Genomic DNA, 22,820 nt, shown 5'->3' with positions numbered 1-22,820 from the left:
ATTATTGGTCTCAGGTAACTTCAAGTTCTCAGAAAACTTTTAATTGCCAACTTAGAAAAGTTAAATTAGTGATATACACTTGAGCATTTATAGCGGTTTTAAGATACACCCTATAAATCACAAAGCAATCCCAATAATTTTTTAGGTACATTTAAAGCACACAAAATTATCAATGAGCGACAAGAACGAAGGTTACAAAGTTATTAGTGACAACCGTCAAGCCCGTTATTTGTATGAAATTCTGGAAACTTACGAAGTTGGAATTGAATTGACCGGAACCGAGGTGAAGTCGATTCGTGCCGGTAAAGTTAATCTTCAAGATGGCTATGCATTGCTTCGGAATGGTGAAGCATGGTTGATCAATGTGCATATCTCGCCTTATACCGCTAGTGGACAATATTTTAATCATGAACCACGGCGTACACGCAAGCTGCTGTTGCATCGCAAAGAACTCCGCAAGCTAATTGGCACAGTAGAACAGCAGGGTTTAACTTTAATTCCTTTAAAAATGTATCTCAAACGAGGTTGGGTAAAAGTGAGTATAGCCCTTGGCAAAGGTAAAAAGCTCCACGATAAGCGAGAAGACCTGAAACGACGCCAAGACCAGCGTGATATTCAACGGGCAATGAAAAACTATTGAGGGTCAGTGTGGCTATAAGCTAATCGTCATTCATTTTTCCAGAATGATTCGCTTGTAGTAAGGGCTACAGCCCTGTTATTATGCAACTTAAATGCCAATTAGCTGATCACACCAAAGTCAGAAAGGGCTTGCGGTGAAAAGCATCTTGTCTATCTATAGCATGAGTTATGAAAATGCCTAATTTATAGCCGTAGATTGATTTTCATAAGGATGGAACTCTATATAATGGTGAGTAACTTCGGATGGCATGAAGAATTGTCACAACTTATGAAAAGTAATTTCATTACAGCTCTTGGCGCTGGCGTTCTCAGCTTGAGTATGGGAATTTTGCCCTTAACTCTATCCGCACAAGCTCAGACCACTCCTAACCCCGGAGTCACTACTGCTCCAACAACGACCACTTATGAGGAGCATAACGATTTTGATTGGGGTTGGCTAGGATTAATTGGTCTATTAGGTCTAGCTGGTTTGACTGGGAAAAAGCGTGATGCCGAACCCACTGCTTATCGCGACCCTAATGCCCCAGGTGGCACCACCTACAAGGACTAGACAATTCAAAATTCACTCCTTCGAAATTCGATCAGTTGTCAGTTGTTCAATAAAAAAACAACTGGCAACTTACTGATTTTAGTTTACTGTTGGTTCTGAGTTAGATGAATTTGTCTGGTTTTGAGCTAAAGGTGTCCAGTAACTAGCAATTAAGGCAACTATGAGCCACCAAAGAGTATTTACTTCAGGACGATACCAGACAGTATCTACCGTGCCGTGAGCTAGCATACCCAACAAAATAGCGATCGCTCCAATTAACCAAAATCCCTCTACACTTTTCAATTGTCGCATTCGTTGCACTTGCAAAAATGCCGTATTAAATGTGACGATTATTAGCCAGAGAAAGCAGGCTAAACCAACAAAGCCGGTTTCTACAGTCACCTCAAACAATATTGAATAAGCACTCAAAGCAGTGTAACGAGGGTGTTGGTAGAGCGGATAAACTTTATTAAAAGAGCCGTGACCAGGACCGATCCCAAAAATCGGGCGATCGCGAATCATCTCAAAGACAGCATCCCACACATTTCGGCGAAAATTATTACTGCTATCTTTACGGTCAGCAAAAATACTGAACACCCGCAGGCGGACTGGCTCTACAAATATCACTGCTAACACCAATACCCCGATCAAACCTCCCAAGACAATCGGTAGCGACCAAGTACGCCAGAAACGAGGCATTTCCACGCTTTTCCAATAAACTAGCAATGCCATCACAGCCAAAAATGCCACCACTAGTCCAATCCAACCGCCACGACTAAAAGTCAAAATCAGGCAGGAGGTATTGACGATTAACATTATTAATGCTAAGAGTTTTTTAGGCCAGCTTTGCCATACAAAAATTGCCACTAGGCTAAAAATTACTGCTGGTAAGAGGTATCCAGCCAATAAGTTGGGATTGCCTAAATAACTGTAGACTCTTGTAGTCTTAGACAGAGGAGATTCTGGGTCAACCCAAGTTGCCAGTGCTGTGGCTCCAAAAAACCATTGGCGCAACCCATATATACTGACAATTAACGATACGTGCAGGTAAAGGATGATAATCCAAGATCGGAAGCGAGGCGACCTTAATACCCTGGCACAAAGGGCAAATAGTAGCAAATACAAAGTCAACGTTCCCAAGTCGTTAAGCGCCGCCTTTTTCACAGGTGATAATGCTGTTGCGATTGCGGCAACTCCCCAGTAGAGGAATACCAGCAGGTGAATGGGCGTGAATGAGGAGATATTTGCTGGTGTAACTTCATCAGATAAAGTCAATAACAGCCAAAATCCCACACAAGCCACCAGCAACAAGCCCACCAATGAACTCGAAGCAAAAGGTGCAAGGGCATATATTAAGCTAAGTAAAGCAGCTGCGATCGCATCTCCCCATTGGGGTAAGACGCTGGTTTGTCGCCAAGAACTTAATAGTCCCACCAGAGAACGATGTACGTAACTGGTAGCAAGATATTCTTTGAGCGGTAAAGATGATAAAGTAAATCGTTGCCAGACTAAATTCATAAAAAACATTGCGATCAATTAGCCTGCCGACGCAGAACTTGGAATTGATCATAATGCCTATGGCAAGAAAAAGGTAATAACGGAGATTGTAAATTAGTGATGCCATTCAGACATCGCTACTTCCTTTTGAGGGAGTCGGCAGTTCCAATGGCAAAGAAAGCACGTAACGATATCCTGATTCTGGTGAACCTTGAATCAAAATTTGTCCACCGTGCAACTCTGCCAGCTGACAACTTAGCAATAGACCCAAGCTTTCACGAGAAAGACTTCCATGTGATTTAGCTAAATTTATACCTGAACTAGTAGCAAAGAATTTTGAATGGGAATCACTCAATTTTTTTGAATTGTTCACTGTTACTGATGAAGTATCTGGTTGCTCTTGACTTTCTGCAAGAGTATTGTAAGTTGCTACCTCACCTGTCAGATCCAGCAGCGATAAAGAATTAAGACGGAAGTAGGGATCAACCTCAGTTATGCCGTCCCCTAGCCAAGGATGGGAAACCCAAATAGTAATGTTGAGTGTATCTTCCTTGTAAGAGACGTGGATACGAACAACGCTACCTGTAGCCGCAAGTTGAATCACACTGAAAACCAGGTGATAAAGGATTTGCCGCACCTTGTCTTTATCTAAAGGCAAAATGCGATTGCGTCCCGGTTCTATAGAGAGGCGAATATCTTGCTCACGGCGATTAGCCACTTCTTCAAGGGTATTGATAGCTTGTTGGCATAGCATTTCGATATCCACAGGAGCTACATTCAGCACAGTAGCGTTTTCATCCATAGCTCCTAGTTCGGTAATTTCATTTACTAGGGAAAGTAAGTACCGACCACTGTGTTGGATAATTTCCAGATATTCTCTCTGCTTTGTCGTCAAAGGCCCATAAATCTCACGCCCTAAAACACTAGCCATACCGAGTACAGATGTTAAGGGCGTGCGTAATTCGTGAGTTAGCTGGGCTAAAAGTTCCAGTTTCAATTGCTTGGTAGAAACAGAGTCGCTATCTTTAGTGGGTGGGGTGATTTTAATCTCAGCGTTACGTTCGTCATTGAGTGAAAATATCGGAGCGATCGCCGGAGTCCTTGATTTGGGTTTCCCTTGCAGGAGTCGGTTACGTTCAAATTCACTCATGCTCCAACGAGCGATGATTTGTAAAAACTCAATGTCTCGAGGTGTAAAATTGCGCGGCACTAAATCCATCACCGCCAATGCACCCAAACAATTTCCCTCAGCATCAATCAGTGGCGCTCCTAAGTAAGCACGGATACCATAATCCTGTACCAACTTGCTGCTAGCAAGGACTGGATCTGTAAGCTTATGTGTATCATTAACTATAAATATTTGACAAATTTCTACTACCTGAGTGCAAAAGGATTCCTGGCGTGGGAGTTGGCGGCTTTGTGCCAAATGATTCATTAGTCCCAGCCTAGATAAGCCCACTGCCGACTTGAACCAGTGGCGTTCTTGATCCACAAATCCCAGAATGGAAATTGGTACTTCCAAAAAGTGGGCAGCAGTCTGTGTGGCTTCTTCAAAAACCGGAATCGTTTCTGCTTGCCGCAAACCTAAATCTGACAAAGCTTTGAGGCGTTGTTGTTCTCTTGATTCAGGAGAATCCCAACCATCCTTTAGGGCAAATAATTTGTTTTCAGGCTCTACCATTGCCACTGCTACCTTAATAATTTCTCGATACTGTAATTGATCCAAGTCCTATTTCTAGGTTATCAATTCCTATCTTTAAGCATTCCCTAATTTTGCCTCTGACAAACAAGTTTGGGACAAAAACTTTTTACCCCTTCGATTAAGCCGGCAAAGCGGTCTTTACTACTTAGTATTTACTGGTGCTGAATGTTATCTATTTAGCACGGGTGTAGTCTCGATTGCTTGAGATTTTGCAATCAGACTGCGTTAGATTTTGATTCAGTCAGGGTAAGCTAATGCTAAGGATACAATAGCAACAGAAGGGAAAATTCTTCTGGCAATCTTTAACGTAAGTTTACTTACAAGAGTTATATCTATGTAATCTTTATAGCTATTTTTACAGATAAGAGCTAGCAGCGATCGCTGACAATCATAGATAGTTGATATAACTCTTGATCCGATAGATTGAACCTATTACAATTTCACGCTGAAAATTGAGCGGGGTTTTCTATTTTTTGCAGAGGATGAAATATTTTTTGAGGACAATTGGTAATGAATAAAATGACTATTAGAGTTCCTTTTGTAGACTTGAAGTTACAACACGAACCAATTCAAACGCAATTACAAGATGCAATCCAATCTGTATTGGAACGGGGAGATTTTATTTTAGGGCAAGCACTCTCAGATTTTGAAGCAGCATTTGCGGCAGAATCTGCGGCAGAATATGGAGTTGGTGTGGCATCAGGAACAGATGCGATCGCTCTGGGATTGCAAGCGTGTAATATTGGTACTGGCGATGAAGTGATTTTACCAGCAAACACTTTCATTGCAACCTTAATTGGGGTGCTACGTGCTGGTGCCAAGCCAATTCTGGTAGATTGCGATCGCCAAACAGCTTTAATTGACTTAGAGTCCGCAGCAAAGGCAATTACGCCTCATACTAAAGCAATTATCCCTGTGCATCTCTATGGTCAGATGGTATCACCAAGTGAACTATTCAACTTTGCCGATATCTACAAACTACTAATTTTTGAAGATGCGGCACAAGCACACCTCACCCAAAGAGACGGATATCACGCTGGTTCAGTAGGAATAGCAGCAGCTTTTAGTTTCTATCCTAGCAAAAATTTGGGAGCATTTGGGGATGGAGGAATGGTGCTGACACGAGATTCAAATGTAGCCCAGAAGATGCGGCGCTTGCGAAATTATGGGGCATCGCAAAAGTATTTTCATACTGAAGCAGGTACGAATAGCCGCTTGGATACTTTGCAAGCAGCGATTTTGCACCAGAAACTACCATATTTACCACAGTGGAATCATGATCGCTTGATTATTGCCCAGCAGTATGATGCTCAACTAGCACCCTTGGCAACTGCTGGCATTATCCCTATGGAAAACCAAAGTGGTACAGGACACGTTTATCATCTTTATGTGATTAAAGTTGATGATTCTTGCCCAATCAAACGCCAGCAACTGGAGGAAAAACTTACAGCAGTAGGAATTCAAACTGGCATTCACTACCCAATTCCTTGTCATCTCCAGCCAGCATTCACCAACTTAGGCTATCAGCCTGGGGATTTTCCCGAAGCCGAAAAACTGTCAAAGCAGATATTATCATTACCGATGTATCCTGGTTTGAGTAGTAGCCAAATCAAAGAAGTTGTCGCTGCGATCGCTCATGCAGTTTCAACGAGTTATAAGGCAGATAACCTATCTCCTGCTGACCTTAGCAGCGTGGTTGCCTGAAGCTAATTCATGCCTATTTTTTCGTTAGAGACAGTCATTTGTTCTTTATTCTTTGCTAATGACAAATGACAAATGACTAATACCCAAAGTTTTTAAATTACTTAAAATCATGGCACTCCAGCAACAGATTAAAAACAGAGACGCATCAGGCTTATTAAATCTAGCGATTTTAGGTGTTTTGCTGCTACTTTATGCTCCGATATTGCTGCATTGGTTGGATGGTTGGCTGCACAAAAATATCAGTACAGAACATGAATATTTCAGCCACGGAATTATCGGTTTACCATTTGCTGCTTATCTGGGCTGGATCAACCGGAAAAAGTGGAAACGTTTGCCAGATACTAGCCATCCTTTGGGCGCTGTTTTCTTGTTATTAGGGGCAGTGTTTTATCTTAGCGGTGTTACAGAGTGGGTTAACCTTTCCTTGCCCCTTATACTGGCGGGATTATGCTTGTGGTTTAAAGGAATCTCAGGTTTGCGATCGCAAGGATTCCCCCTGCTATTAGTATTTCTGGCAACCCCAACAGCAGTACCCTATCTCATTGCTCCCTATACTATGCCTCTCCAAAGCTTCATCGCTGGCACAGCAGGCTTCATACTGAATCAATTTGGTATGGAAGTAACCGTGTCTGAGGTAAATCTCTACGTGGGAGGACGGATTGTGGAAGTTGCCCCCTATTGTGCAGGGCTGAAAATGTTGTTTACGACTCTCTACGTAGGCTTGATGTTGCTTTATTGGACAGATGCTTTGTCTTCACGCCGCACAACCATATCGTTTTTATCTATTGCTGCAATCGTTAGTATTAGTGCCAATATCATTCGTAATACTTTACTCACTTTCTTTCACGGCACAGGTCAAGAAGCGGCTTTTAAATGGCTGCATGAGGGTTGGGGCGGTGATCTTTACTCTGCTTGTATACTGGTGTCATTAGTGCCCTTGTTGAATTGGATTAATAGTTATTTTTTAGCATCTCTAGAAACACAGCAAGAAGCAGAAACTTAGAACCACTGGGGATTGGGCATTGGGCACTTGTACTGAGCGTTCGCGTAGCGTCTCGCAGAGAAGTCGTTGGCGTAGCCTCTCGTAGAGAAGTATTGGGCATTGGGACTGAATTCTTCCCAATAAACAACTTCTAACTCCCGACTCCCGACTCCCTTAATTTTTCGTCACTGCCGCCTAAGTCATAAATATTACGAGTGTGATGCGTAAAGCCCCCCTTTGGAAAAGGGGGGATATAAGCGAACGGCTGAATAAATTTCAGCCATGATGTGGATCATTGATATATTCCAAGACTTTCTGAGTACTAATTTTCCCAGTCGTGTCAAACATATATGAATGTGTCCACAGACTGGGGAGCTTCATTAGTTCTGGAAATTCCTGTCTTAGGTATCTAGATGAGCTTAGACGTTGGCGTTGTCCATCATGTCAATCTGAAAATGACCGAGATGAAAATGCCAGTTTGAATATTAAAAGAGTCGGGAGTTCGATTCTAGGCGTAGGAGATGTTAGACAGTCCCAGACTGCAATCTCTGTCTGATGCCTGAATCCCCCGTTTTCAAAACGGGGGAGTGGCTCAATGAACTCAGTGTGATTTTATAAAGTAAAATTTAGCCGAAGTATTACAATTTTTACTAATGATTTCCTTTTCCAAGTTTTTCAAGGAAAACCAATTGAGTCAGGTAGTAGCACTTTTGTTATTGCTACTGCTGCTAGCAATAGGAGGGGTTCCCGGATATCTGACAGGACACTGGCAATGGAAACAGCCGCCACCAGTTACTACCCTCAAGGAATTAAAACAAATCCGCAAGACTGGGTTAACTCTTCCTGGTTGGCAAACCATTGAACAAGCAGAACAGCAAATTGGCGAACATAAATGGTCTTTGCAGGTAACTAAAAAAGAAGGTTCCCAATCCCAGGCAATCCTGCTTTTGCTGCCCCAAAATGGGCCTATGGATCAACCAGAGGTAGAGTGGGCAGAGGTTAACGGCTGGGGAAGGTCACGCTGGGGAAAGTGGGATGTAGCTCAATCTCGCTCTGCTGAATTTACTGTGAAACCACCTGCAAAGTTGACTTCTAATGTTGAAACTAAAGTAGAAGCTAGCTTTTTTCGTGCCTCCACACCACAGCAAACCTTCGCTGTCTTGCAATGGTACGCTATGCCAGACGGCGGAAATCCATCACCGTTACACTGGTTTTTGGCGGATCAATTGGCACAGTGGCATAAGCAACGCACTCCTTGGGTGGCCGTCAGTATTCTGATTCCAATGGAACCTTTGGGGCAAGTAGAAACATCTTGGCCTTTAGCTCAGTCTATCGGTAAAACAGTGCAAGCTGTATTGATGGCAGGCCCTTTGTAGAGTCTGTTAGATATACGTTTGTCCAGAGATTCATCAACAGTAGCTCAATAAATTGCGTTCAGGCTCAAACTGAGCTAAAAGATGTTAACAATATTAATTATGAAGTTAGAAATAAAATTTTGGTAAACTCTCCTGTTCTTCTTGGTAAATACTTGGAGATAGAAGATACATTTAGGACATTCATAGGTAAAATAGCCACTCGGCGCGACTAATTCCTATATCAGTATTTCCTGCACCGATGTTCATAGATCCCAGTTCTTATATGCGTGGATTCAGCGCCCTGTGTTTTGTCAGTCTTCAAATAGGAGTTTTCTTAACAACACCTATCCAACTTGTCGTTGCCCTGCCTTTTCCATCTCAAGGACAATCACCAGGGCAACCCCCCTCACCTGTGCCAGGTACTGAGGTTGTGCCTCCAGGTGCAAATGACGAAATTTCCCCCCAACTCAGCCGCTACCTCTTGGGGCCAGGAGATGTAATTAGCGTTGTGCTTCAGCGTCCTCCTGGCCCATACCGCTTAGGAATAGGAGATGGAATTAGCGTTTCAGTTCAGCGCTTTCCAGATTTGAGCTTTCAAGCTTTAATCAACCCAGAAGGTAATATTGTGGTGCCGTTACTGGGAACAGTTTCCTTACAAGGTTTAACTTTACAAGAAGCTCAAGAAAAAATTCGCTTGGGTTTAAATCGTTATGTAGTTGATCCGGTAATAGTTTTAGGTTTAGCAACGCAGCGTCAAGACCTCAGTTTTCAAGCTGTAATTAGTCCAGAAGGTAACATTGTAGTGCCGCAAGTAGGAACCATGTCATTACAAGGTTTAACTTTGGAAGAAGCTCAAGAAAAAATTCGCTTGGGTTTGAGTCGCGTTGTACCAGATCCAATCGTGGTAGTATCCTTGGCAGGGACGCGACCAGTTCAAGTTACTATTAGTGGGGAAATATTTAAACCAGGAATTTATCCGATTAATTCATCAACACCCCGCGTTGCTGATGCCTTGCTAATATCTGGTGGTTCAACGTTAAATGCAGACCTACGACAAGTGCAAGTACGCCGGAAGTTAATCGATGGTTCCGTGATTTCACAAACTATTGACTTGTATGCAGCACTGCAAAATGGTGGTTCAATCCCTAATTTACGCTTACAAGATGGAGATGCGGTACTCGTGCCCCGTCGTGAAGTTGGTAATGATGATGGTTATGACCGGAATTTGGTAGCACGTTCATCCTTGGCCACACCACAGATTAGAGTCCGGGTTTTAAACTACGCTGGGGGAGGTCTTTCCACTCAAGCGTTGCCTAACGGCAGTACATTTGTAGATGCTTTGGGAGGAGTAAATCTCGATGCTGCTAACCTCCGGGATATCGCTCTGGTTCGTTTTGATTCTGAACAAGGTAAAGCTGTTACGCAGAAACTTGATGCTAAAAAAGCTCTAGGCGGTGATGCCTCTCAAAATGTGCCACTTCAAGATAATGATGTTATTGTTGTTGGTCGGAACCTCATCGGTAAGATTACTAATTTACTGACTACCATTACCCAACCTTTCTTTAATGTCCAATCCTTTCTCCAATTTTTTAGAAACGTCGGTGGCAATGGATCAAATTAGTAATTCTAAAATCAGGATACAATCTGGAAATAGTTGGGAGTGGAGCAAGCTACATCTCCAACTTATCTTTGAATTCATTAATAGAAAAATCTTAAAGATATCAACCGATATATACAGTAGGAAGTTGATAGTGTCCTTGTATCAAAGCCACTATCTTGAGTTTGGTGCTTCCTAATTTTGAATTTTGAATTGGAGTGAAGCGACCATGACCCCACCAATTGTTAAGCGCTATCTGATTGCTTTTGAGAAATATAAGTGGATTGGACTAGCTAGTTTTGCTGTAGTTGTAGCAGGGTCAACTGTGGTGGCTATGCAACCAGAGCCACCCATTAGTTATATAGGATCTGCTGCACTTACCTATAGTGGCCCACCAGTTTCTTTCTCTACAACTGGTAGTCAAATCCAACAGCAAGGAAAGGAACTGAATGAAGATGTTTTACTATCAAACCAGATAATTGTAGGAGTGGCAGAAAAAGCCGGTGTCAAACCGAAAAAGCTCGCTGACAGTATTGCCCTGACTTTACCTAAAAAAAACCCCAGAACAGGAGAATTTGAATCTAGTATCTTGGAATTGAAATATGTAGATACTGACGCCAAACGAGCTATACAGGTCTTGGGGGAATTGATGCAATCAATGATCAAGTTGAGCAGTGATATCAATACTGGGCGATTACAGGCAATTATTCGAAAGATTAACGATCGCACACCACAAGCTAAACGGGATTTGCAAATTGCTGAAAAGAAGTTGGAACAGTACGATCGCATCGAGCGAACGGCAATATTAGCAGCAGAGAATGGCAGTTTGTTAAGTGCTATTACTGTCAGCCAAAATCTGCAACGGCAAATTCAATTAACTATTTCTGGGGTTGATGGTCAAGTTCGCAGTTTACAAAATAAGTTAGGCTTAACAGTCGGACAGGCTTATGTTTCTTCTGCTTTGAGTGCCGATCCAATTATTGCCAACTTGCGATCGCAAATTTATCAAAGTGAGTCGCAAATCGCCGTACTCAGAAAAGATTTACGACCGGAACACCCAACGATGGTTCAGTTGCTGCGTCAGAAACAAGCTGCTGAGGAATTGCTGCAACGACGTGCCGCAGAGGTGTTAGGTGGTGAAGGTACGGCGGCTCCACTTTCGGGTAACATTGCAAATATTCGCAGCCAAAGTAGCTTAGATCCAGCACGTCAGCAGTTGGCAAACCAAATGGTATCTTTGCAAACCCAAGGGGAGACGCTGCAACAACAACTAGGCCAAGAAATTCAACAAGAAGCACGACTGCGGCGAGAGTATTCTCTGATACCCAATAAGCAATTAGAGCGATCGCGTTTAGAACAGGAAGTTACACTTAAAAAGGCCATCTATGACCAAATGCAGGTGAAGTTAACCGATGCTAAAACCGCAGAGGCAGAAACCACTAGCAGCCTCAGCATTGCCAGACTCCCCACATTCGTTGCTGACATCAAAGCTCCCAAGAGTGTGCCTATTATCCTTGCTGTGGGTGGTTTCTTAGGTGTGTTGATTGGTGGCGGGGCGATATTTTTTTTGGGAGCGATGGAAGCGACTTTCAAAACCAGGGAAGATATCCGCCAGAGCCTCAAACAACGGGAAGTGGCACTGTTGGCAGAATTGCCTTTAATGCCAGTTGATGATTTGCAGCTTGAAGCCATGCCTGTGCTACTTTCTGCCGATTCTCCTTATTTAGAATTTTATGAGAAATTCCGTAGTAATCTGCGCCGGATTGGTGGTAAAAACTTAAAGGTGGTGTTGATTACTAGCACCAGTAGCCTAGAGGGTAAAACGGCAAGTGCATATAACTTGGGTATAGCTTCAGCCCGTGCTGGTAAAAGAACCTTGATTATCGAAACAGATTTGCGATCGGCTTCTTGTTGTACATCCCTGAAAGTAATTCCTGACCCCAACGCCACTCTTGAACCCCTGCGTTATTACGCTAACTTAAGTGAATGTATTCGTTTAGTTCCTGATGTGGAAAATTTATACATTCTTCCCAGCCCTGGTCCTGTGCGGCAATCAGCTGCTATTCTTGAATCTAGCGAAATGCGGCGGCTGATCGAAGATGTCCGCGAACGTTTTGATTTAGTTATTTTAGACACTAGTGCCCTCAGCATATCCAATGACCCTTTGTTAATCCAACCTTATAGCGATGGGATTGTATTAGTGGCGCGACCACACTATACAGAAGAGAATATGCTAGGTGAGGCTATTGATCAATTGGTTGAATCGGAACTGGGGTTATTGGGAGTAATTATTAATGGCGCTGATATTATTGTTTCTCTACCTGAAGAAGTTGCACAATCATCAACATTTACATCTGACGTAAAATCGAAAATTGTAGAAGAATCAGAAGAAATTTCAGCGAGTGCCAGCAAAAACTAATAGTTTACAAATATAGCAGTCTACTTTGATTGTTTGAAATTATTTGCGTAGACAGGGAGTAGGCTTGCCGTGAACGTAGCCGAATGGGAAGAAGCCTTTTCGGGGTGTACTGATTTTTTTCAAAAATCAAATACGAGTCCTATAGTCAATTGCCAAGTTGAAATTGCTTGTACAGCTTTGGGTAAAACCTTGGCAAATTGAGGGTAGAAGTTTTAACCCATAGGGGAGGCAGCGCGTTGCCGGGGTTCCAAGAGTTGTAGCAACTGCCGTCGCGCAGAGTTAGGGAACTCCAAAAAATAAATTATTCCATCTTGTGGGATGGGCATCTTGCCCGTCCTTGGTGATTAGCGGGCAAGATGCCCGCACCACAATAAATTTTTGGATATTTTTTTATTTGGAAGTTCCTTACACAGAGAATTCCCTACAAATTAATTAAATGTTGTACTTAGTCGCGCCTAAACAACCCTAATAGGGGAGCGAGAATTACCCCAAAAACAAAACCACCGATGTGCGCCCAATAGGCAACTCCACCAGTTTCCACGCTCATCTTAGCGGCTGTTTGCAAGGTAGCAAGACCAGAGATCACATTTTGCACAAAGAAAAGTCCAATTATGATTAGTGCTGGAATTCTGATTGTGGTGATGAAAAACCCCAAAAAAACTAAAGTCCTAACTCTCGCGTGGGGAAAGCGGATAATATACGCACCTAAAACCCCAGAAATTGCACCACTTGCGCCCAAAGAAGGAATCTCAGAATTCATCCCAATAAACCATTGAGACAAGGCAGCTAAAGCACCACACGCTAAATAAAAAATCAGATATTTGAAATGACCTAATCGATCTTCAATATTGTTGCCAAAAACCCAGAGAAACAACATATTCGAGATTAAGTGCCACCAACCGCCGTGTAAGAATTGCGACGTAAATAACGTTATCCATTCTCCACTCCAATTGGTGGTTAACTCTTGAGGTATTACTGCATACTGATTTAAAAACTGACTCAATTGTGGCTGTGACAGGTTTACCTCGTGAATAAAAACTAAAATATTCATGCCAATTAACCCGTAGGTAAAATACGGGGTGATTCGCGTCGGATTTTCATCGTAAAGGGGAAACACAGGTGTTTTTCCTAAATTTATTCACTAACTGCAATATACTCTGTACGGCTGGTATTTGCGAAGTTTAGGCAATTTCACCTGTTAAATTAACCAGTATAATTCAGGGGCGCTACGATACTATGAAGAATTACTTATACCAAGATTCTTCCTGGGATTTATCGCTAAATAAACCCAACAGTGGGCCGAGAATTGCCCCAAAGATAAACCCGCCTGCATGGGCCCAGTAGGCAATACCGCCGCTTTCCATACCGATGTTAGTAGGGGTTTCAAGACTAGCAAATCCGTAGAAAGCTTGTTCGAGAAACCAGAATCCCAAAAAGAAATATGCTGGAACGCGGAAAGTCGGGAAGAAAAACCCTAAAGGTACAACACCAAGAACTTCGGCGTTGGGAAAGCGGAGAATGTATGCACCCATGACGCCTGCAATCGCACCACTCGCACCCAAAGAAGGAATGCTAGAATCTTGAGCGAAGAACCACTGGGTTAAAGATGCTAAAACACCACAAGATAAATAAAACACCAAATATTTGGCATGACCTAATTTATCTTCGACATTGTTACCAAAAATCCAGAGAAATAACATATTACCGGCTAAATGCAAGAAACCACCGTGCAAAAATTGTGAAGTAATCAAAGTTGCCCACTCTGGCACTGGTTGATGTAGAGAAATACCAGCAAAGCTTAAGGTGAGTTCTCGTGGAACTACAGCCGCAAGGTGTAAAAATCCATTTAATGCTTGTGGGGGAAGATTTGCTTCATAAAGAAAAGCGAGGACGTTGACAGCAATCAGTCCATAAGTTACATAAGGCGTGATTGTTGTCGGATTATTATCTCTAATGGGAACCACGAGCGTTTTTTCCTGATTTTAAGACACCAATTTTACAATACTAAATTATGCAAGTAGTTTCTTCTACCTCGTGGATAAATCTCGCTTTGAGACTTAAAAACCGAAAGCCAAAAATCCACCATCAACGGTGATACATTGTCCAGTGATGAAAGATGCCGCAGGCATACAAAGAAATGCCACTAAACCCGCTACTTCTTCTGGTTGACCAACTCTTCCCATAGGTGTTTGGGATAGAACTAATTTGAGAAAATCTTGGTTATCGAGTACAGACTCGGTTAGAGGTGTGCGAATAGCCCAAGGTGCTACAGTATTTACTCTAATATGATCGCAAGCCCATTCAACTGATAGCGATCGCGTCAGTTGATTTATAGCCGCTTTAGTCATCCCATAAGGAGCGCCTGTACGATTCGAGACTAAACCAGCCACAGAACTTATATTCACAATGCTGCTGTTTTCCCCATTTTGAAGCAGAGGATAAAACAGACGGCACATTTCAAAAATTGATGTTTGGTTTGTCTGGATAATGAACTCATACTCAGATAACGTATACTCTACCAATTTTTTACTAATATTGGTTCCGACATTATTAACCAGGATGTCTAATTTATCCCAGGTTTTCCTAACCTTGTCAAAGATGACTTGACGACCATCAGGGGTTGCAACATCTGCCGTAATCCCATAAGCAGGTAATCTTGCTTGTTGCCAGATAATTAGTTGTTGGTCAACATCCTGAGAATTCCGTGCCACAATTGTGACTTCTGCACCCAGAGATAAGAACTCATTGGCAACAGCTAGTCCAATACCTTTGGTGGCACCTGTAATTAGTGCTTTCTTTGCTGTCAGTGTCCAGCGGCAGCTACGCCCGCCGTAGGCATCGCTCATTTGTAATTCTGCGGATTTTTTATTTTCAAGCTATCAATAACCTAATATTTTATCTTGGAGATGCCCAATGTGATCGCTTTTTGTCGTAATCTAGGTGATCGTAACCCCTAAACCATTCACTGCATCTGAGTCCAATTCAACGATAGAATTACCCATTCTTTGCAAATAATTTATTCTCAATTCCGACATTATTTACAGATTGCTACTGGTATATAAGCGACTCTGGCACTCCCCAAATTTTAATTGTTCTATCAATACTATAACTAGCAATGAAGTTGCGATCGCTACTCATGGCAACATATGTCCAGAGAAAGTGCTAAAAGCTCATGATACACACCTTGCCACTTTTGCCTAAACCAAATTCGTGAGCCATAGCCAGATAAAAATCTTTCTTGCTTTGACCTGTTTCCAAATGCCAAATATTAACGAAAGATTGCTTAGAAGATAGATCCCAATAGCAAATAAGGGTGTTATTGTAGTCTGTGATCGCAAAATAATATGGATGATGTTGTTCAGGGTTGTAGCAATCGAGATTAAATTCCGTCAAGCTATGCAGGCATTGCATTTTTGCAAAGGGCAGATAATTCCATATAGCTTGTTCAGCAGTAGCTTCGCTGCTGTATGACAATAAGAGCAAAGCTGATTCCCGCACTTCTCTGATGCCATCGCCCAATGCCTGGATTACTAAATCTATTCCTTTGTGCCCATATTGAAATGCTTCTAAAAGAGCATCCACTTTTTGTTTTGTAGAACCCCCGCGCAAACGATATCTAATGCCCTCTAATCCCTCTAGTGCTGGACTAGAAGAAGAAACTAGGTCGTGTTCTCTCATCACGTCACTGTTATCTGTGGGCTTTTCAGAATTCATTTCGCAAACACTACAAACTAAGTAATCTCTAGATTTTTCATAACAAATAAACAAAAAACAATCAATCTCTTCCTGAAATGCTCGGTACTTTGCTCACACGAGTACCAGAAAAGTTTCAAAGTTATCTTCTGGAACAGGCAAGCCATCCTCCTCCAACGCGGCGACATAACATGTGCGATCGCCTCTTTGATATTGGAAAGGGCTTCCTGTTTAGTCTTACCCTGGCTAAGACAACCTTTTAGGCTAGGGCACTCTACAATCCAGTAGCCATCTTCATCTCAATACACGATTACCTGTCTCATATTCCAGTTGATAACAACAAATGTGTATAACTGTTCTTGATCTTAACAAGTAAGCCTTCTAAATGTGCCTTCCACTGTGGATTTCAACGTCAAACTGTATATTGCCGGCGCGTCTACCCATCCTCATCGATCATCTATTCAATTGTCGGTGGCTTCGGTTTCAAAGTGCACTTGTGAGTACAAATTAGCGTAGGTGTAGCCCATCGTAGACATCGCTATTTCCACATCCACCGAATTGCTAGCCTAACCAAGCACTAATGTTCTAGCATTTTATCTCGCAGATGTTTTCTGGCGATCGCCTTTTATCGTAATGTAGATGATCGCAACCCCTAAACCATTCACCACATCTTATTCCAATTCAACAAACTCATGTTTTTTTCAAATTCCCTGGAAAATCAACTCCAGCGCTGGAACGAAACCATTCGCAATCAACCGAAAAATCCTAATGCTTACATTCGTCGAGGCATGGTTAACTTTCAAGTAGCCAAGATTGATGAATCTATTCAAGATTTTGACATAGCAGAGCAATTGGATGTCCGTATCAAACCCTACCTCTGGCAACGTGGATTATCGTACTATTATGCAGAAAGATTTGCTGAGGGCGCTGAACAATTTGAAATAGATTTGACAGTGAATGCTCAAGATGTCGAAGAAACAGTATGGCGATATCTCTGCATAGCTCGTTCGTTAGGTGTTGAAGAGGCACAAAAATCTTTACTAACTGTAAAAAATGACCCTCGACGTGTTATGCAACGCGTATATGATTTGTATGCAGGAAATTGTACACCAGATGATGTTTTAACTGTCGGTCAATCAGAAAGGATAAAGGGAAATTTTTACAGTCATCTTTACTTGGGATTATATTACGAAGCCCAGAATAATCTTGATTTAGCTCAGGAATATATAGTTAAAGCTGCTGATAATTACAAAATTGATGATTATATGTGGTATTTGGCAGGCGTACATACAAATCTGCGAGGATGGTCTTGATTTACTCAATAGACATCTCCAGAAATTAAATATGCGTTATCCATAACCCTTGGTAGGCGCAATACCCTGCGGGAAGCTAAAGCTACATGAATTGTGCCTACGTCATTTTCACCCCTATGTCTATTCGGATCATGCTACATAGTGATACACAGGAACCTCAGTAAAGTGATCTGGTTCTTGTCCAGAGAGAATGATTTGCTGCAACTGTTCTACAGCTGATGGAGAAAAAAACTGTTCTCCTGTTTCTGGATTGACACGAGCAGGCACGTTCTCGATCATGTAGACTTGTCCATTGAGTTGGAGTGTGTACGTTACTCGTTGTTCATCTAGCATTTCTAGTTCATTGCTCATCATTGCGGTTCCTCCTTTGAGTAAAGTTGTTATTCCATCGCTGAGGTTCAGGCTCGTACAGGGTAATAATTTTAAGCAGGGGGCGAGAAGGATAACTGCATTGAATATGAATGACTCGTTGGGCTTGCGTCAAACCACCAATGAGACAACTTGCACCGTATTTATCATTTGGATAGTCCTCAATCATCTCTCCATTTGCAAGCGTATTGATCCATTATTCAGCGCTTCGGAGTCAGCCCGTGTTTCCGGCGGCTTGGTGACATTCGAGCCGGGCGCACGCTCGGCTAGGGCATCATCTAAGAGCTTAAAGAAGTTTCCAGAAATCCGATTATAGTTGCGTGTACCACCGCTCATCGCCACAACTTCGCCATCCCAATACTCGTAGCGTTGCTCTTGGGTGGGTTCCCAAACCAGATATTCTTCTGCACTCATCAAAATGTAATTGGGTAAAGCAACCATCGTTGCGATCTCTTAATGATTCACTTTATCTAGGATAGCGAAAAAAGTTGTTTTAAGTACACGTCAGCTTAAAAAATGGTCGCAAATTATGCCGCGATCGCTCCGCAGGCATCGCAAGGTTTATTTGGACTGTAAAATTGCAATCTGGAATTTGGCACTTGGCGATCACTTTCAAGGTTGACTTTTCACTCCAACCAAAAAGATGTGCTTTGGTATTGCATTCAGAAATAAACCATTTTTTGTGGTGACTTGTATATAGCAGTTAAGAGGATGTTTGGCAAGTGTTGATCCCATATAGCAGTCTGCTTTCATTTTTGAAATTATTTGCGTAGACAGGGAGTAGGCTTGCCGTGAGCGTAGCCGAATGGGAAGAAGCCTTTTCGGGGTGTACTGATTTTTTTTTAGAAATCAAATACGAGTCCTATAGTACCGTAAGCATTTTCCGATCGCTTACCATCTGGCATAGCCAATCACAGTTTATTATGCTATATTAAACGTAGTCGTTATGAGTTTATATATGATCATGACTAACCCCACAGTAGAAAACTTAGTAATTATCGGTTCTGGTCCAGCAGGGTACACAGCCGCAATTTATGCCGGACGCGCTAACCTGAAACCCGTTGTATTTGAAGGTTTCCAAGCAGGGGGATTACCTGGTGGGCAACTAATGACAACGACGGAAGTCGAGAACTTTCCTGGGTTTCCCCAAGGGATTACCGGGCCGGAACTGATGGATCAGATGAAGGCGCAGGCAGAGCGCTGGGGTGCTGAACTATATACTGAAGATGTTATCTCAGTTGACTTGAGTCAGCGTCCCTTTACAGTGCGATCGCAAGATCGGGAAATTAAAACCAACAGCATCGTCGTTGCGACTGGTGCAACAGCAAAGCGTTTGGGTTTACCCAGCGAACATGAATTTTGGAGTCGGGGAATCTCCGCTTGTGCAATTTGCGATGGTGCTACACCAATTTTTCACGGCGCAGAATTGGCTGTAATTGGTGCTGGCGACTCGGCGGCGGAAGAGTCAATTTACCTCACCAAATACGGCTCTAAGGTGAATATGTTGGTACGCACCGATAAGATGCGGGCTTCTAAAGCCATGCAAGACCGGGTTTTGAACAACCCAAAAATCCAGGTGCATTGGAACACAGAAGCCGTAGATATCTTCGGTAACGGTCGCATGGAAGGCGTGAAAGTCCGCAATATTAAAACTGGTGAAGAGAGCCTACTGCACGCTAAGGGTTTATTCTACGCCGTTGGTCACAGTCCCAATACCTCTTTATTTAAGGGGCAATTAGAACTGGATGAGGTGGGTTACGTTGTCACCAAGCACGGTACTGTAGAAACCAGTGTAGAGGGCGTTTTTGCTGCTGGCGACGTCCAAGATCATGAGTTTCGGCAAGCAATTACGGCTGCGGGTACTGGCTGTATGGCGGCGATGTTGGCAGAACGTTGGTTATCATCCAGTGGCTTGATTCAAGAATTCCATCAACAGACAGAAACAGCAGATAATGAATTAGAACCTCACCCAGTGAAAAAGACTGAAGCCGAGGAAGAAGCTGGATTTAATTTGAATGGGACGCGCCATCAGGGAGGTTATGCTTTACGGAAATTGTTCCATGAAAGCGATCGCTTACTCCTTGTTAAATACGTCTCCCCTGGTTGTGGCCCTTGTCATACCCTGAAGCCAATTTTAAATAAAGTGGTGGATGAATTTGACAGCAAAATTCACTTTGTGGAAATTGACATTGACAAAGACCGAGATATTGCCGAAAATGCTGGGGTGACAGGAACACCAACGGTTCAATTGTTCAAAAACAAGGAACTGGTGAAGGAAGTTAAAGGTGTGAAGCAAAAGAGCGAATACCGCCAGTTGATTGAAAGTAATCTTTGAGATAAGTAGAGCGGTGTGAATAATTCAAGGTTTGTAGTAAGGACTTTAGTCCTAATTTTAGGGCTGTTCGCGTTGGCGAAGCCTCTCGTAGAGAAGCGTTCCCGCAGGGTAGCCCTCTCTACGAGACCCTTCTTTACGAGGCCCTTCTCTACGAGACGCTGCGCGAACGGCAAGCTCAGGGCATCGCGCTACGCAAACACTACGAAGACATATCAAGATTTTTTACATTAGTTAATCTACTTTGATTTATTCTCACCTACTTACTTAGTGGGTATTGGGGACTAGAGAAGATTCTGCCCAATACCCAATACCCGCTACAGTTCGCTTAAGGGTAGCCTTAATTTATAGTCAGGACTTACGCAAACAATAGCTGAAAAGAATGATTTTTAGGTAGGGGCAATTCATGTAGCTTTAGCTGACCGCAGGGTATTGCCCCTACCGCGTGTAGTTTTGCGTAAGTCCTAATAGTATGTTTTAGAAGTTAGGCAATAGCATATCCTATGTGTTGCCTAACATTTTCCGGGTGAAATCCCAAGACAATTTTCTCTTTGGGAATTCCTGCTACTACTAATTCGTAGGTAACACCATCTTCTGTGTCATCCCGTTGCACCCAAATTTCTCAATCAATAATATCAAGATGAACTAAGCAACCGTGAATTCATTTAACACCATCTCAGCCTAAAGTTATCAGCAAATAATTGTCATTTTTGCTATCAAAGACAGTTTTACATTCAATAGCTGCGTGCGAATAAGGAATTTTTGTGTAGGGTACTAATACCTCTTTGATGATACGTCGATAATTATCTAAGGTATCCATTGAATAATCGTCTCCGTTTCTGGATTAAATACGACTAACTTCAGATTCTCAGTTTCTTTTAAAAGTGTACCAATTGGTTCCTCAAACAAAGCTGTAAATACGCTATCGCGCACTGCCAAATATAATGTTATTTTTGGTTCCAGGCGATGGATAACAGCACGATACATGACAAATCCCCCAATAGCATCTTTGAGGTCTGCCATTTCTGAGGGACTAACAAAACTTTTAATTTCTACAGCTATTTTTTTACTCCCTTGTTATGCGGCTAAGAGTTGTTTGGCTCCTAAATCTACATACATATCTTTTTGACCCCACTTTAAATGTAGGGGAGCATCTGTAATTATCCAGCCTTCTTTAACTAAGGCATTCTTAACAGCATCATGATAAATATCTCTTGCAGGCATATCAAAGTATATTAAAATATTTCTCTACTTGGAATAATTTACTTTTGTGGTAATACTTGGCTAGTAATTTATCTCTAGCAAAAAGAAGGCATAATCTCACCCTACCTCAGTCTAGCTTTGTATCCACCGCGAAGCAGTCGGACTTTTATTTACGATGTTTACGCAATACCCTATCTGATATGTAAAATAGTCAGCGTATCTTGCTTAATCCAGGCGATCGCTTTATGGCCATTACAAAACGGCGGCTACCGACATTTTTACAGTTTGGCAAAACTTCCAATCTTTCCCAAAAACTCATGCTCATCGGGTTAGCCATTACCCTATTTTTCATCTTCCTGGCATTCTTCGCTCCCGTATTCCAGGCTTGGGGATGGCTGCAAAACCCGAAAGATTTTCTCTCTAATCCAATTCACGAGCCACCCTCAGCTAAACATTGGTTTGGTACTAGTCGCCTGGGTTATGATGTGTTCTCCCGGACAATGTTTGGCGCTCAAGCTGCTTTGCTGGTGGTGATTTTGGCAACAGCGTTGAGTATGATTATCGGTGTGCCTTTGGGGATGCTGAGTGGTTATCTCGGCGGTAAATTGGATAAAATGTTGCTATTTCTTATGGATAGCATCTACACTCTACCGGGGCTACTGCTGTCTGTGACGCTGGCGTTTGTGGTGGGGCGTGGGATATTAAATGCAGCGATCGCCATTAGCATTGCTTACATCCCCCAATATTACCGCGTTGTTCGCAACCACACCGTGAGCGTGAAAACTGAAGTGTTCATCGAAGCTGCTCAAGCAATGGGCGCTTCTACTTGGGTTGTACTTTCTCGTTATCTATTTTTCAACGTCATTCAAAGCGTACCCGTCCTATTTACGCTCAATGCTGCTGATGCGATTTTAGTTTTGGGCGGTTTGGGCTTTTTGGGGCTAGGACTTCCCGAAGAAGTGCCAGAATGGGGACATGATTTAAAACAAGCCTTAGAAGCTCTACCTACTGGCATTTGGTGGACTACGCTTTTCCCTGGTTTAACGATGACATGCATGGTGGTAGGGTTATCACTACTTGGTGAGGGGTTAAATGAATTTGTCAATCCCCGATTACGGAAAGAAAATAGAATCCGAAACTAGGCATTGGTCATTGGTCATTAGTTTTGGACAAAGGACAAAGAACAAATGATAAATAAACAATAGAGAGATTTGTATGAAAGATAACCTAACGTTAATTGCTGCCGCTACTGGCGGGTTTATCCTTTCCGTCGCCCTTGCTGGCATCTTAAGAGGTGCGCCAATTACAGCTTGGCAGGAGCAATCGAGTTTTCGTACCACGACTGTTGCTGATTTACAGAAATCGGAGTTGAAAGCCCCGCGTCTTCTCCCAACGGCAGACGCTGCGCGAACAGATGGGGGATGAAAACGGAAAACGACTCGCACCCAATAATAGGGAATAGCAGTTCACCAATACCCAATACTTC

General features: G+C 42.6%; 22 protein-coding genes and 5 pseudogenes. 13 read left to right on the top strand and 14 right to left on the bottom strand.

Translation table 11 applies throughout. The features are described 5' to 3' along the window. Positions 1 to 172 precede the first annotated feature (172 nt). Together smpB and ACYTXL_RS03300 are read left to right on the top strand one after the other, a co-directional pair. Complete coding sequence (gene smpB / locus ACYTXL_RS03305) at positions 173 to 640, top strand: SsrA-binding protein SmpB (RefSeq protein WP_461920928.1); 468 nt, start codon at positions 173 to 175, stop codon at positions 638 to 640. Between the two features lie 267 nt (positions 641 to 907). Beyond that, on the top strand, positions 908 to 1,189 hold the full coding sequence (locus tag ACYTXL_RS03300) for a WGxxGxxG family protein (RefSeq protein ID WP_461920937.1): 282 nt from the start codon (positions 908 to 910) through the stop codon (positions 1,187 to 1,189). 78 nt (positions 1,190 to 1,267) lie between these two features. On the opposite strand, the gene ACYTXL_RS03295 is transcribed toward ACYTXL_RS03300, so the two are convergent. Both ACYTXL_RS03295 and ACYTXL_RS03290 read right to left on the bottom strand, forming a co-directional pair. Beyond that, positions 1,268 to 2,686 carry an IctB family putative bicarbonate transporter gene (locus tag ACYTXL_RS03295; protein WP_461920927.1) on the bottom strand — a complete coding sequence of 473 codons (1,419 nt, stop codon included), beginning with the start codon at positions 2,684 to 2,686 and terminating at the stop codon, positions 1,268 to 1,270. A gap of 106 nt (positions 2,687 to 2,792) precedes the next feature. Next, positions 2,793 to 4,346: a GAF domain-containing sensor histidine kinase gene (locus ACYTXL_RS03290; protein WP_461920936.1), complete on the bottom strand. Its 1,554-nt coding sequence runs from the start codon at positions 4,344 to 4,346 to the stop codon at positions 2,793 to 2,795. Positions 4,347 to 4,877: 531 nt separating this feature from the next. Here ACYTXL_RS03290 and ACYTXL_RS03285 point away from each other — a divergent pair. Together ACYTXL_RS03285 and crtB are read left to right on the top strand one after the other, a co-directional pair. Continuing rightward, positions 4,878 to 6,071 (top strand): DegT/DnrJ/EryC1/StrS family aminotransferase, encoded by a 1,194-nt coding sequence (locus ACYTXL_RS03285; protein WP_461920926.1) that lies wholly within the window; start codon positions 4,878 to 4,880, stop codon positions 6,069 to 6,071. A gap of 109 nt (positions 6,072 to 6,180) precedes the next feature. Further along, on the top strand, positions 6,181 to 7,074 hold the full coding sequence (crtB, locus tag ACYTXL_RS03280) for a cyanoexosortase B (protein WP_461920925.1): 894 nt from the start codon (positions 6,181 to 6,183) through the stop codon (positions 7,072 to 7,074). Here the strand turns inward: crtB and ACYTXL_RS03275 are convergent. Further along, the gene (locus tag ACYTXL_RS03275; protein ID WP_461923482.1) at positions 7,022 to 7,174 is read right to left on the bottom strand and encodes a hypothetical protein; all 153 of its coding nucleotides are present in this window, start codon (positions 7,172 to 7,174) and stop codon (positions 7,022 to 7,024) included. The two genes, crtB and ACYTXL_RS03275, sit on opposite strands and share 53 nt — an antisense overlap. A 155-nt stretch (positions 7,175 to 7,329) precedes the next feature. Next, positions 7,330 to 7,470: pseudogene (locus ACYTXL_RS03270) on the bottom strand (transposase); the annotation flags it as partial. Here ACYTXL_RS03270 and ACYTXL_RS03265 point away from each other — a divergent pair. The 5 genes from ACYTXL_RS03265 to ACYTXL_RS03245 all read left to right on the top strand — a co-directional run bounded on the left by ACYTXL_RS03265 (position 7,421) and on the right by ACYTXL_RS03245 (position 12,625). Beyond that, a complete protein-coding gene (locus tag ACYTXL_RS03265; protein ID WP_461920935.1) occupies positions 7,421 to 7,609 on the top strand; it encodes a zinc ribbon domain-containing protein in 189 nt (62 codons plus the stop codon). The pseudogene ACYTXL_RS03270 and the gene ACYTXL_RS03265 overlap by 50 nt on opposite strands. 97 nt (positions 7,610 to 7,706) lie before the next feature. After that, complete coding sequence (locus ACYTXL_RS03260; RefSeq protein ID WP_461920924.1) at positions 7,707 to 8,429, top strand: cyanoexosortase B system-associated protein; 723 nt, start codon at positions 7,707 to 7,709, stop codon at positions 8,427 to 8,429. 238 nt (positions 8,430 to 8,667) lie between these two features. Next, positions 8,668 to 10,029 carry a polysaccharide biosynthesis/export family protein gene (locus tag ACYTXL_RS03255; protein ID WP_461920923.1) on the top strand — a complete coding sequence of 454 codons (1,362 nt, stop codon included), beginning with the start codon at positions 8,668 to 8,670 and terminating at the stop codon, positions 10,027 to 10,029. A 205-nt stretch (positions 10,030 to 10,234) separates the two neighbouring features. Further along, positions 10,235 to 12,424: a GumC family protein gene (locus ACYTXL_RS03250; RefSeq protein WP_461920922.1), complete on the top strand. Its 2,190-nt coding sequence runs from the start codon at positions 10,235 to 10,237 to the stop codon at positions 12,422 to 12,424. A 69-nt stretch (positions 12,425 to 12,493) separates the two neighbouring features. After that, positions 12,494 to 12,625, top strand: a complete 132-nt coding sequence (locus ACYTXL_RS03245; RefSeq protein ID WP_461923481.1) for a hypothetical protein — start codon at positions 12,494 to 12,496, stop codon at positions 12,623 to 12,625. A 244-nt stretch (positions 12,626 to 12,869) separates the two neighbouring features. Here ACYTXL_RS03245 and ACYTXL_RS03240 read toward each other — a convergent pair whose 3' ends face one another. From ACYTXL_RS03240 to ACYTXL_RS03220, 5 genes and pseudogenes are all read right to left on the bottom strand, one after another. Next, complete coding sequence (locus tag ACYTXL_RS03240) at positions 12,870 to 13,541, bottom strand: rhomboid family intramembrane serine protease (protein WP_461920921.1); 672 nt, start codon at positions 13,539 to 13,541, stop codon at positions 12,870 to 12,872. A gap of 127 nt (positions 13,542 to 13,668) precedes the next feature. Then, positions 13,669 to 14,388 carry a rhomboid family intramembrane serine protease gene (locus ACYTXL_RS03235; protein ID WP_461920920.1) on the bottom strand — a complete coding sequence of 240 codons (720 nt, stop codon included), beginning with the start codon at positions 14,386 to 14,388 and terminating at the stop codon, positions 13,669 to 13,671. A gap of 93 nt (positions 14,389 to 14,481) precedes the next feature. Next, complete coding sequence (locus tag ACYTXL_RS03230) at positions 14,482 to 15,270, bottom strand: SDR family oxidoreductase (protein WP_461920919.1); 789 nt, start codon at positions 15,268 to 15,270, stop codon at positions 14,482 to 14,484. Positions 15,271 to 15,586: 316 nt separating this feature from the next. Next, complete coding sequence (locus tag ACYTXL_RS03225; RefSeq protein WP_461920918.1) at positions 15,587 to 16,138, bottom strand: hypothetical protein; 552 nt, start codon at positions 16,136 to 16,138, stop codon at positions 15,587 to 15,589. A gap of 93 nt (positions 16,139 to 16,231) precedes the next feature. Next, positions 16,232 to 16,398, bottom strand: a pseudogene (locus tag ACYTXL_RS03220) (type II toxin-antitoxin system HicB family antitoxin). A 411-nt stretch (positions 16,399 to 16,809) separates the two neighbouring features. Here ACYTXL_RS03220 and ACYTXL_RS03215 point away from each other — a divergent pair. Continuing rightward, positions 16,810 to 17,430, top strand: coding sequence for a tetratricopeptide repeat protein (locus ACYTXL_RS03215; RefSeq protein ID WP_461920917.1), 621 nt, complete (start codon positions 16,810 to 16,812; stop codon positions 17,428 to 17,430). Positions 17,431 to 17,559: 129 nt separating this feature from the next. Here the strand turns inward: ACYTXL_RS03215 and ACYTXL_RS03210 are convergent, their stop codons facing one another. The 3 genes and pseudogenes from ACYTXL_RS03210 to ACYTXL_RS03200 form a co-directional block, all read right to left on the bottom strand. Then, positions 17,560 to 17,784 carry a hypothetical protein gene (locus ACYTXL_RS03210; RefSeq protein WP_461920916.1) on the bottom strand — a complete coding sequence of 75 codons (225 nt, stop codon included), beginning with the start codon at positions 17,782 to 17,784 and terminating at the stop codon, positions 17,560 to 17,562. Continuing rightward, entirely contained in the window at positions 17,771 to 17,968 is a 198-nt protein-coding gene (locus ACYTXL_RS03205) for a DUF4258 domain-containing protein (protein ID WP_461920915.1), read from the bottom strand. Before ACYTXL_RS03205 ends, ACYTXL_RS03210 begins: the two co-directional genes overlap by 14 nt. Positions 17,969 to 18,057: 89 nt before the next feature. Continuing rightward, a pseudogene (locus ACYTXL_RS03200) lies at positions 18,058 to 18,240 on the bottom strand (Uma2 family endonuclease); the annotation flags it as partial. A gap of 523 nt (positions 18,241 to 18,763) precedes the next feature. On the opposite strand from ACYTXL_RS03200, the gene trxB reads away from it, so the two are divergent. Continuing rightward, positions 18,764 to 20,134, top strand: coding sequence for a thioredoxin-disulfide reductase (trxB, locus tag ACYTXL_RS03195; protein WP_461920914.1), 1,371 nt, complete (start codon positions 18,764 to 18,766; stop codon positions 20,132 to 20,134). A gap of 481 nt (positions 20,135 to 20,615) precedes the next feature. Here trxB and ACYTXL_RS03190 read toward each other — a convergent pair. Then, a pseudogene (locus ACYTXL_RS03190) lies at positions 20,616 to 20,951 on the bottom strand (element excision factor XisI family protein). Then, positions 20,939 to 21,355 (bottom strand): annotated as a pseudogene (locus ACYTXL_RS03185) (XisH family protein). The pseudogenes ACYTXL_RS03190 and ACYTXL_RS03185 overlap by 13 nt, the downstream one beginning before the upstream one ends. Before the next feature lie 224 nt (positions 21,356 to 21,579). On the opposite strand from ACYTXL_RS03185, the gene ACYTXL_RS03180 reads away from it, so the two are divergent. Continuing rightward, a complete protein-coding gene (locus tag ACYTXL_RS03180; RefSeq protein ID WP_461920913.1) occupies positions 21,580 to 22,476 on the top strand; it encodes an ABC transporter permease in 897 nt (298 codons plus the stop codon). Between the two features lie 73 nt (positions 22,477 to 22,549). Further along, positions 22,550 to 22,759 (top strand): hypothetical protein, encoded by a 210-nt coding sequence (locus ACYTXL_RS03175; protein ID WP_461920912.1) that lies wholly within the window; start codon positions 22,550 to 22,552, stop codon positions 22,757 to 22,759. Positions 22,760 to 22,820: the final 61 nt, after the last annotated feature.

It is taken from the genome of Nostoc sp. (assembly GCF_054880495.1).
Note: the sequence above shows the minus strand (reverse complement) of the source record. Positions and strands in the feature narration are given on the sequence as shown.

Coding starts and splice junctions, on each gene's coding strand:
- crtB (WP_461920925.1), top strand. CDS start 6,181: ATGGCACTCCAGCAACAGATTAAAAACAGAGACGCATCAGGCTTATTA.
- ACYTXL_RS03260 (WP_461920924.1), top strand. CDS start 7,707: ATGATTTCCTTTTCCAAGTTTTTCAAGGAAAACCAATTGAGTCAGGTA.
- ACYTXL_RS03295 (WP_461920927.1), bottom strand. CDS start 2,686: ATGAATTTAGTCTGGCAACGATTTACTTTATCATCTTTACCGCTCAAA.
- ACYTXL_RS03255 (WP_461920923.1), top strand. CDS start 8,668: ATGTTCATAGATCCCAGTTCTTATATGCGTGGATTCAGCGCCCTGTGT.
- trxB (WP_461920914.1), top strand. CDS start 18,764: ATGACTAACCCCACAGTAGAAAACTTAGTAATTATCGGTTCTGGTCCA.
- ACYTXL_RS03180 (WP_461920913.1), top strand. CDS start 21,580: ATGGCCATTACAAAACGGCGGCTACCGACATTTTTACAGTTTGGCAAA.
- ACYTXL_RS03225 (WP_461920918.1), bottom strand. CDS start 16,138: ATGAATTCTGAAAAGCCCACAGATAACAGTGACGTGATGAGAGAACAC.
- ACYTXL_RS03230 (WP_461920919.1), bottom strand. CDS start 15,270: ATGAGCGATGCCTACGGCGGGCGTAGCTGCCGCTGGACACTGACAGCA.
- ACYTXL_RS03300 (WP_461920937.1), top strand. CDS start 908: ATGAAAAGTAATTTCATTACAGCTCTTGGCGCTGGCGTTCTCAGCTTG.
- ACYTXL_RS03205 (WP_461920915.1), bottom strand. CDS start 17,968: ATGATTGAGGACTATCCAAATGATAAATACGGTGCAAGTTGTCTCATT.
- ACYTXL_RS03275 (WP_461923482.1), bottom strand. CDS start 7,174: ATGCCCAATACTTCTCTACGAGAGGCTACGCCAACGACTTCTCTGCGA.
- smpB (WP_461920928.1), top strand. CDS start 173: ATGAGCGACAAGAACGAAGGTTACAAAGTTATTAGTGACAACCGTCAA.
- ACYTXL_RS03250 (WP_461920922.1), top strand. CDS start 10,235: ATGACCCCACCAATTGTTAAGCGCTATCTGATTGCTTTTGAGAAATAT.
- ACYTXL_RS03175 (WP_461920912.1), top strand. CDS start 22,550: ATGAAAGATAACCTAACGTTAATTGCTGCCGCTACTGGCGGGTTTATC.
- ACYTXL_RS03215 (WP_461920917.1), top strand. CDS start 16,810: ATGTTTTTTTCAAATTCCCTGGAAAATCAACTCCAGCGCTGGAACGAA.
- ACYTXL_RS03285 (WP_461920926.1), top strand. CDS start 4,878: ATGAATAAAATGACTATTAGAGTTCCTTTTGTAGACTTGAAGTTACAA.
- ACYTXL_RS03210 (WP_461920916.1), bottom strand. CDS start 17,784: ATGATGAGCAATGAACTAGAAATGCTAGATGAACAACGAGTAACGTAC.
- ACYTXL_RS03290 (WP_461920936.1), bottom strand. CDS start 4,346: ATGGTAGAGCCTGAAAACAAATTATTTGCCCTAAAGGATGGTTGGGAT.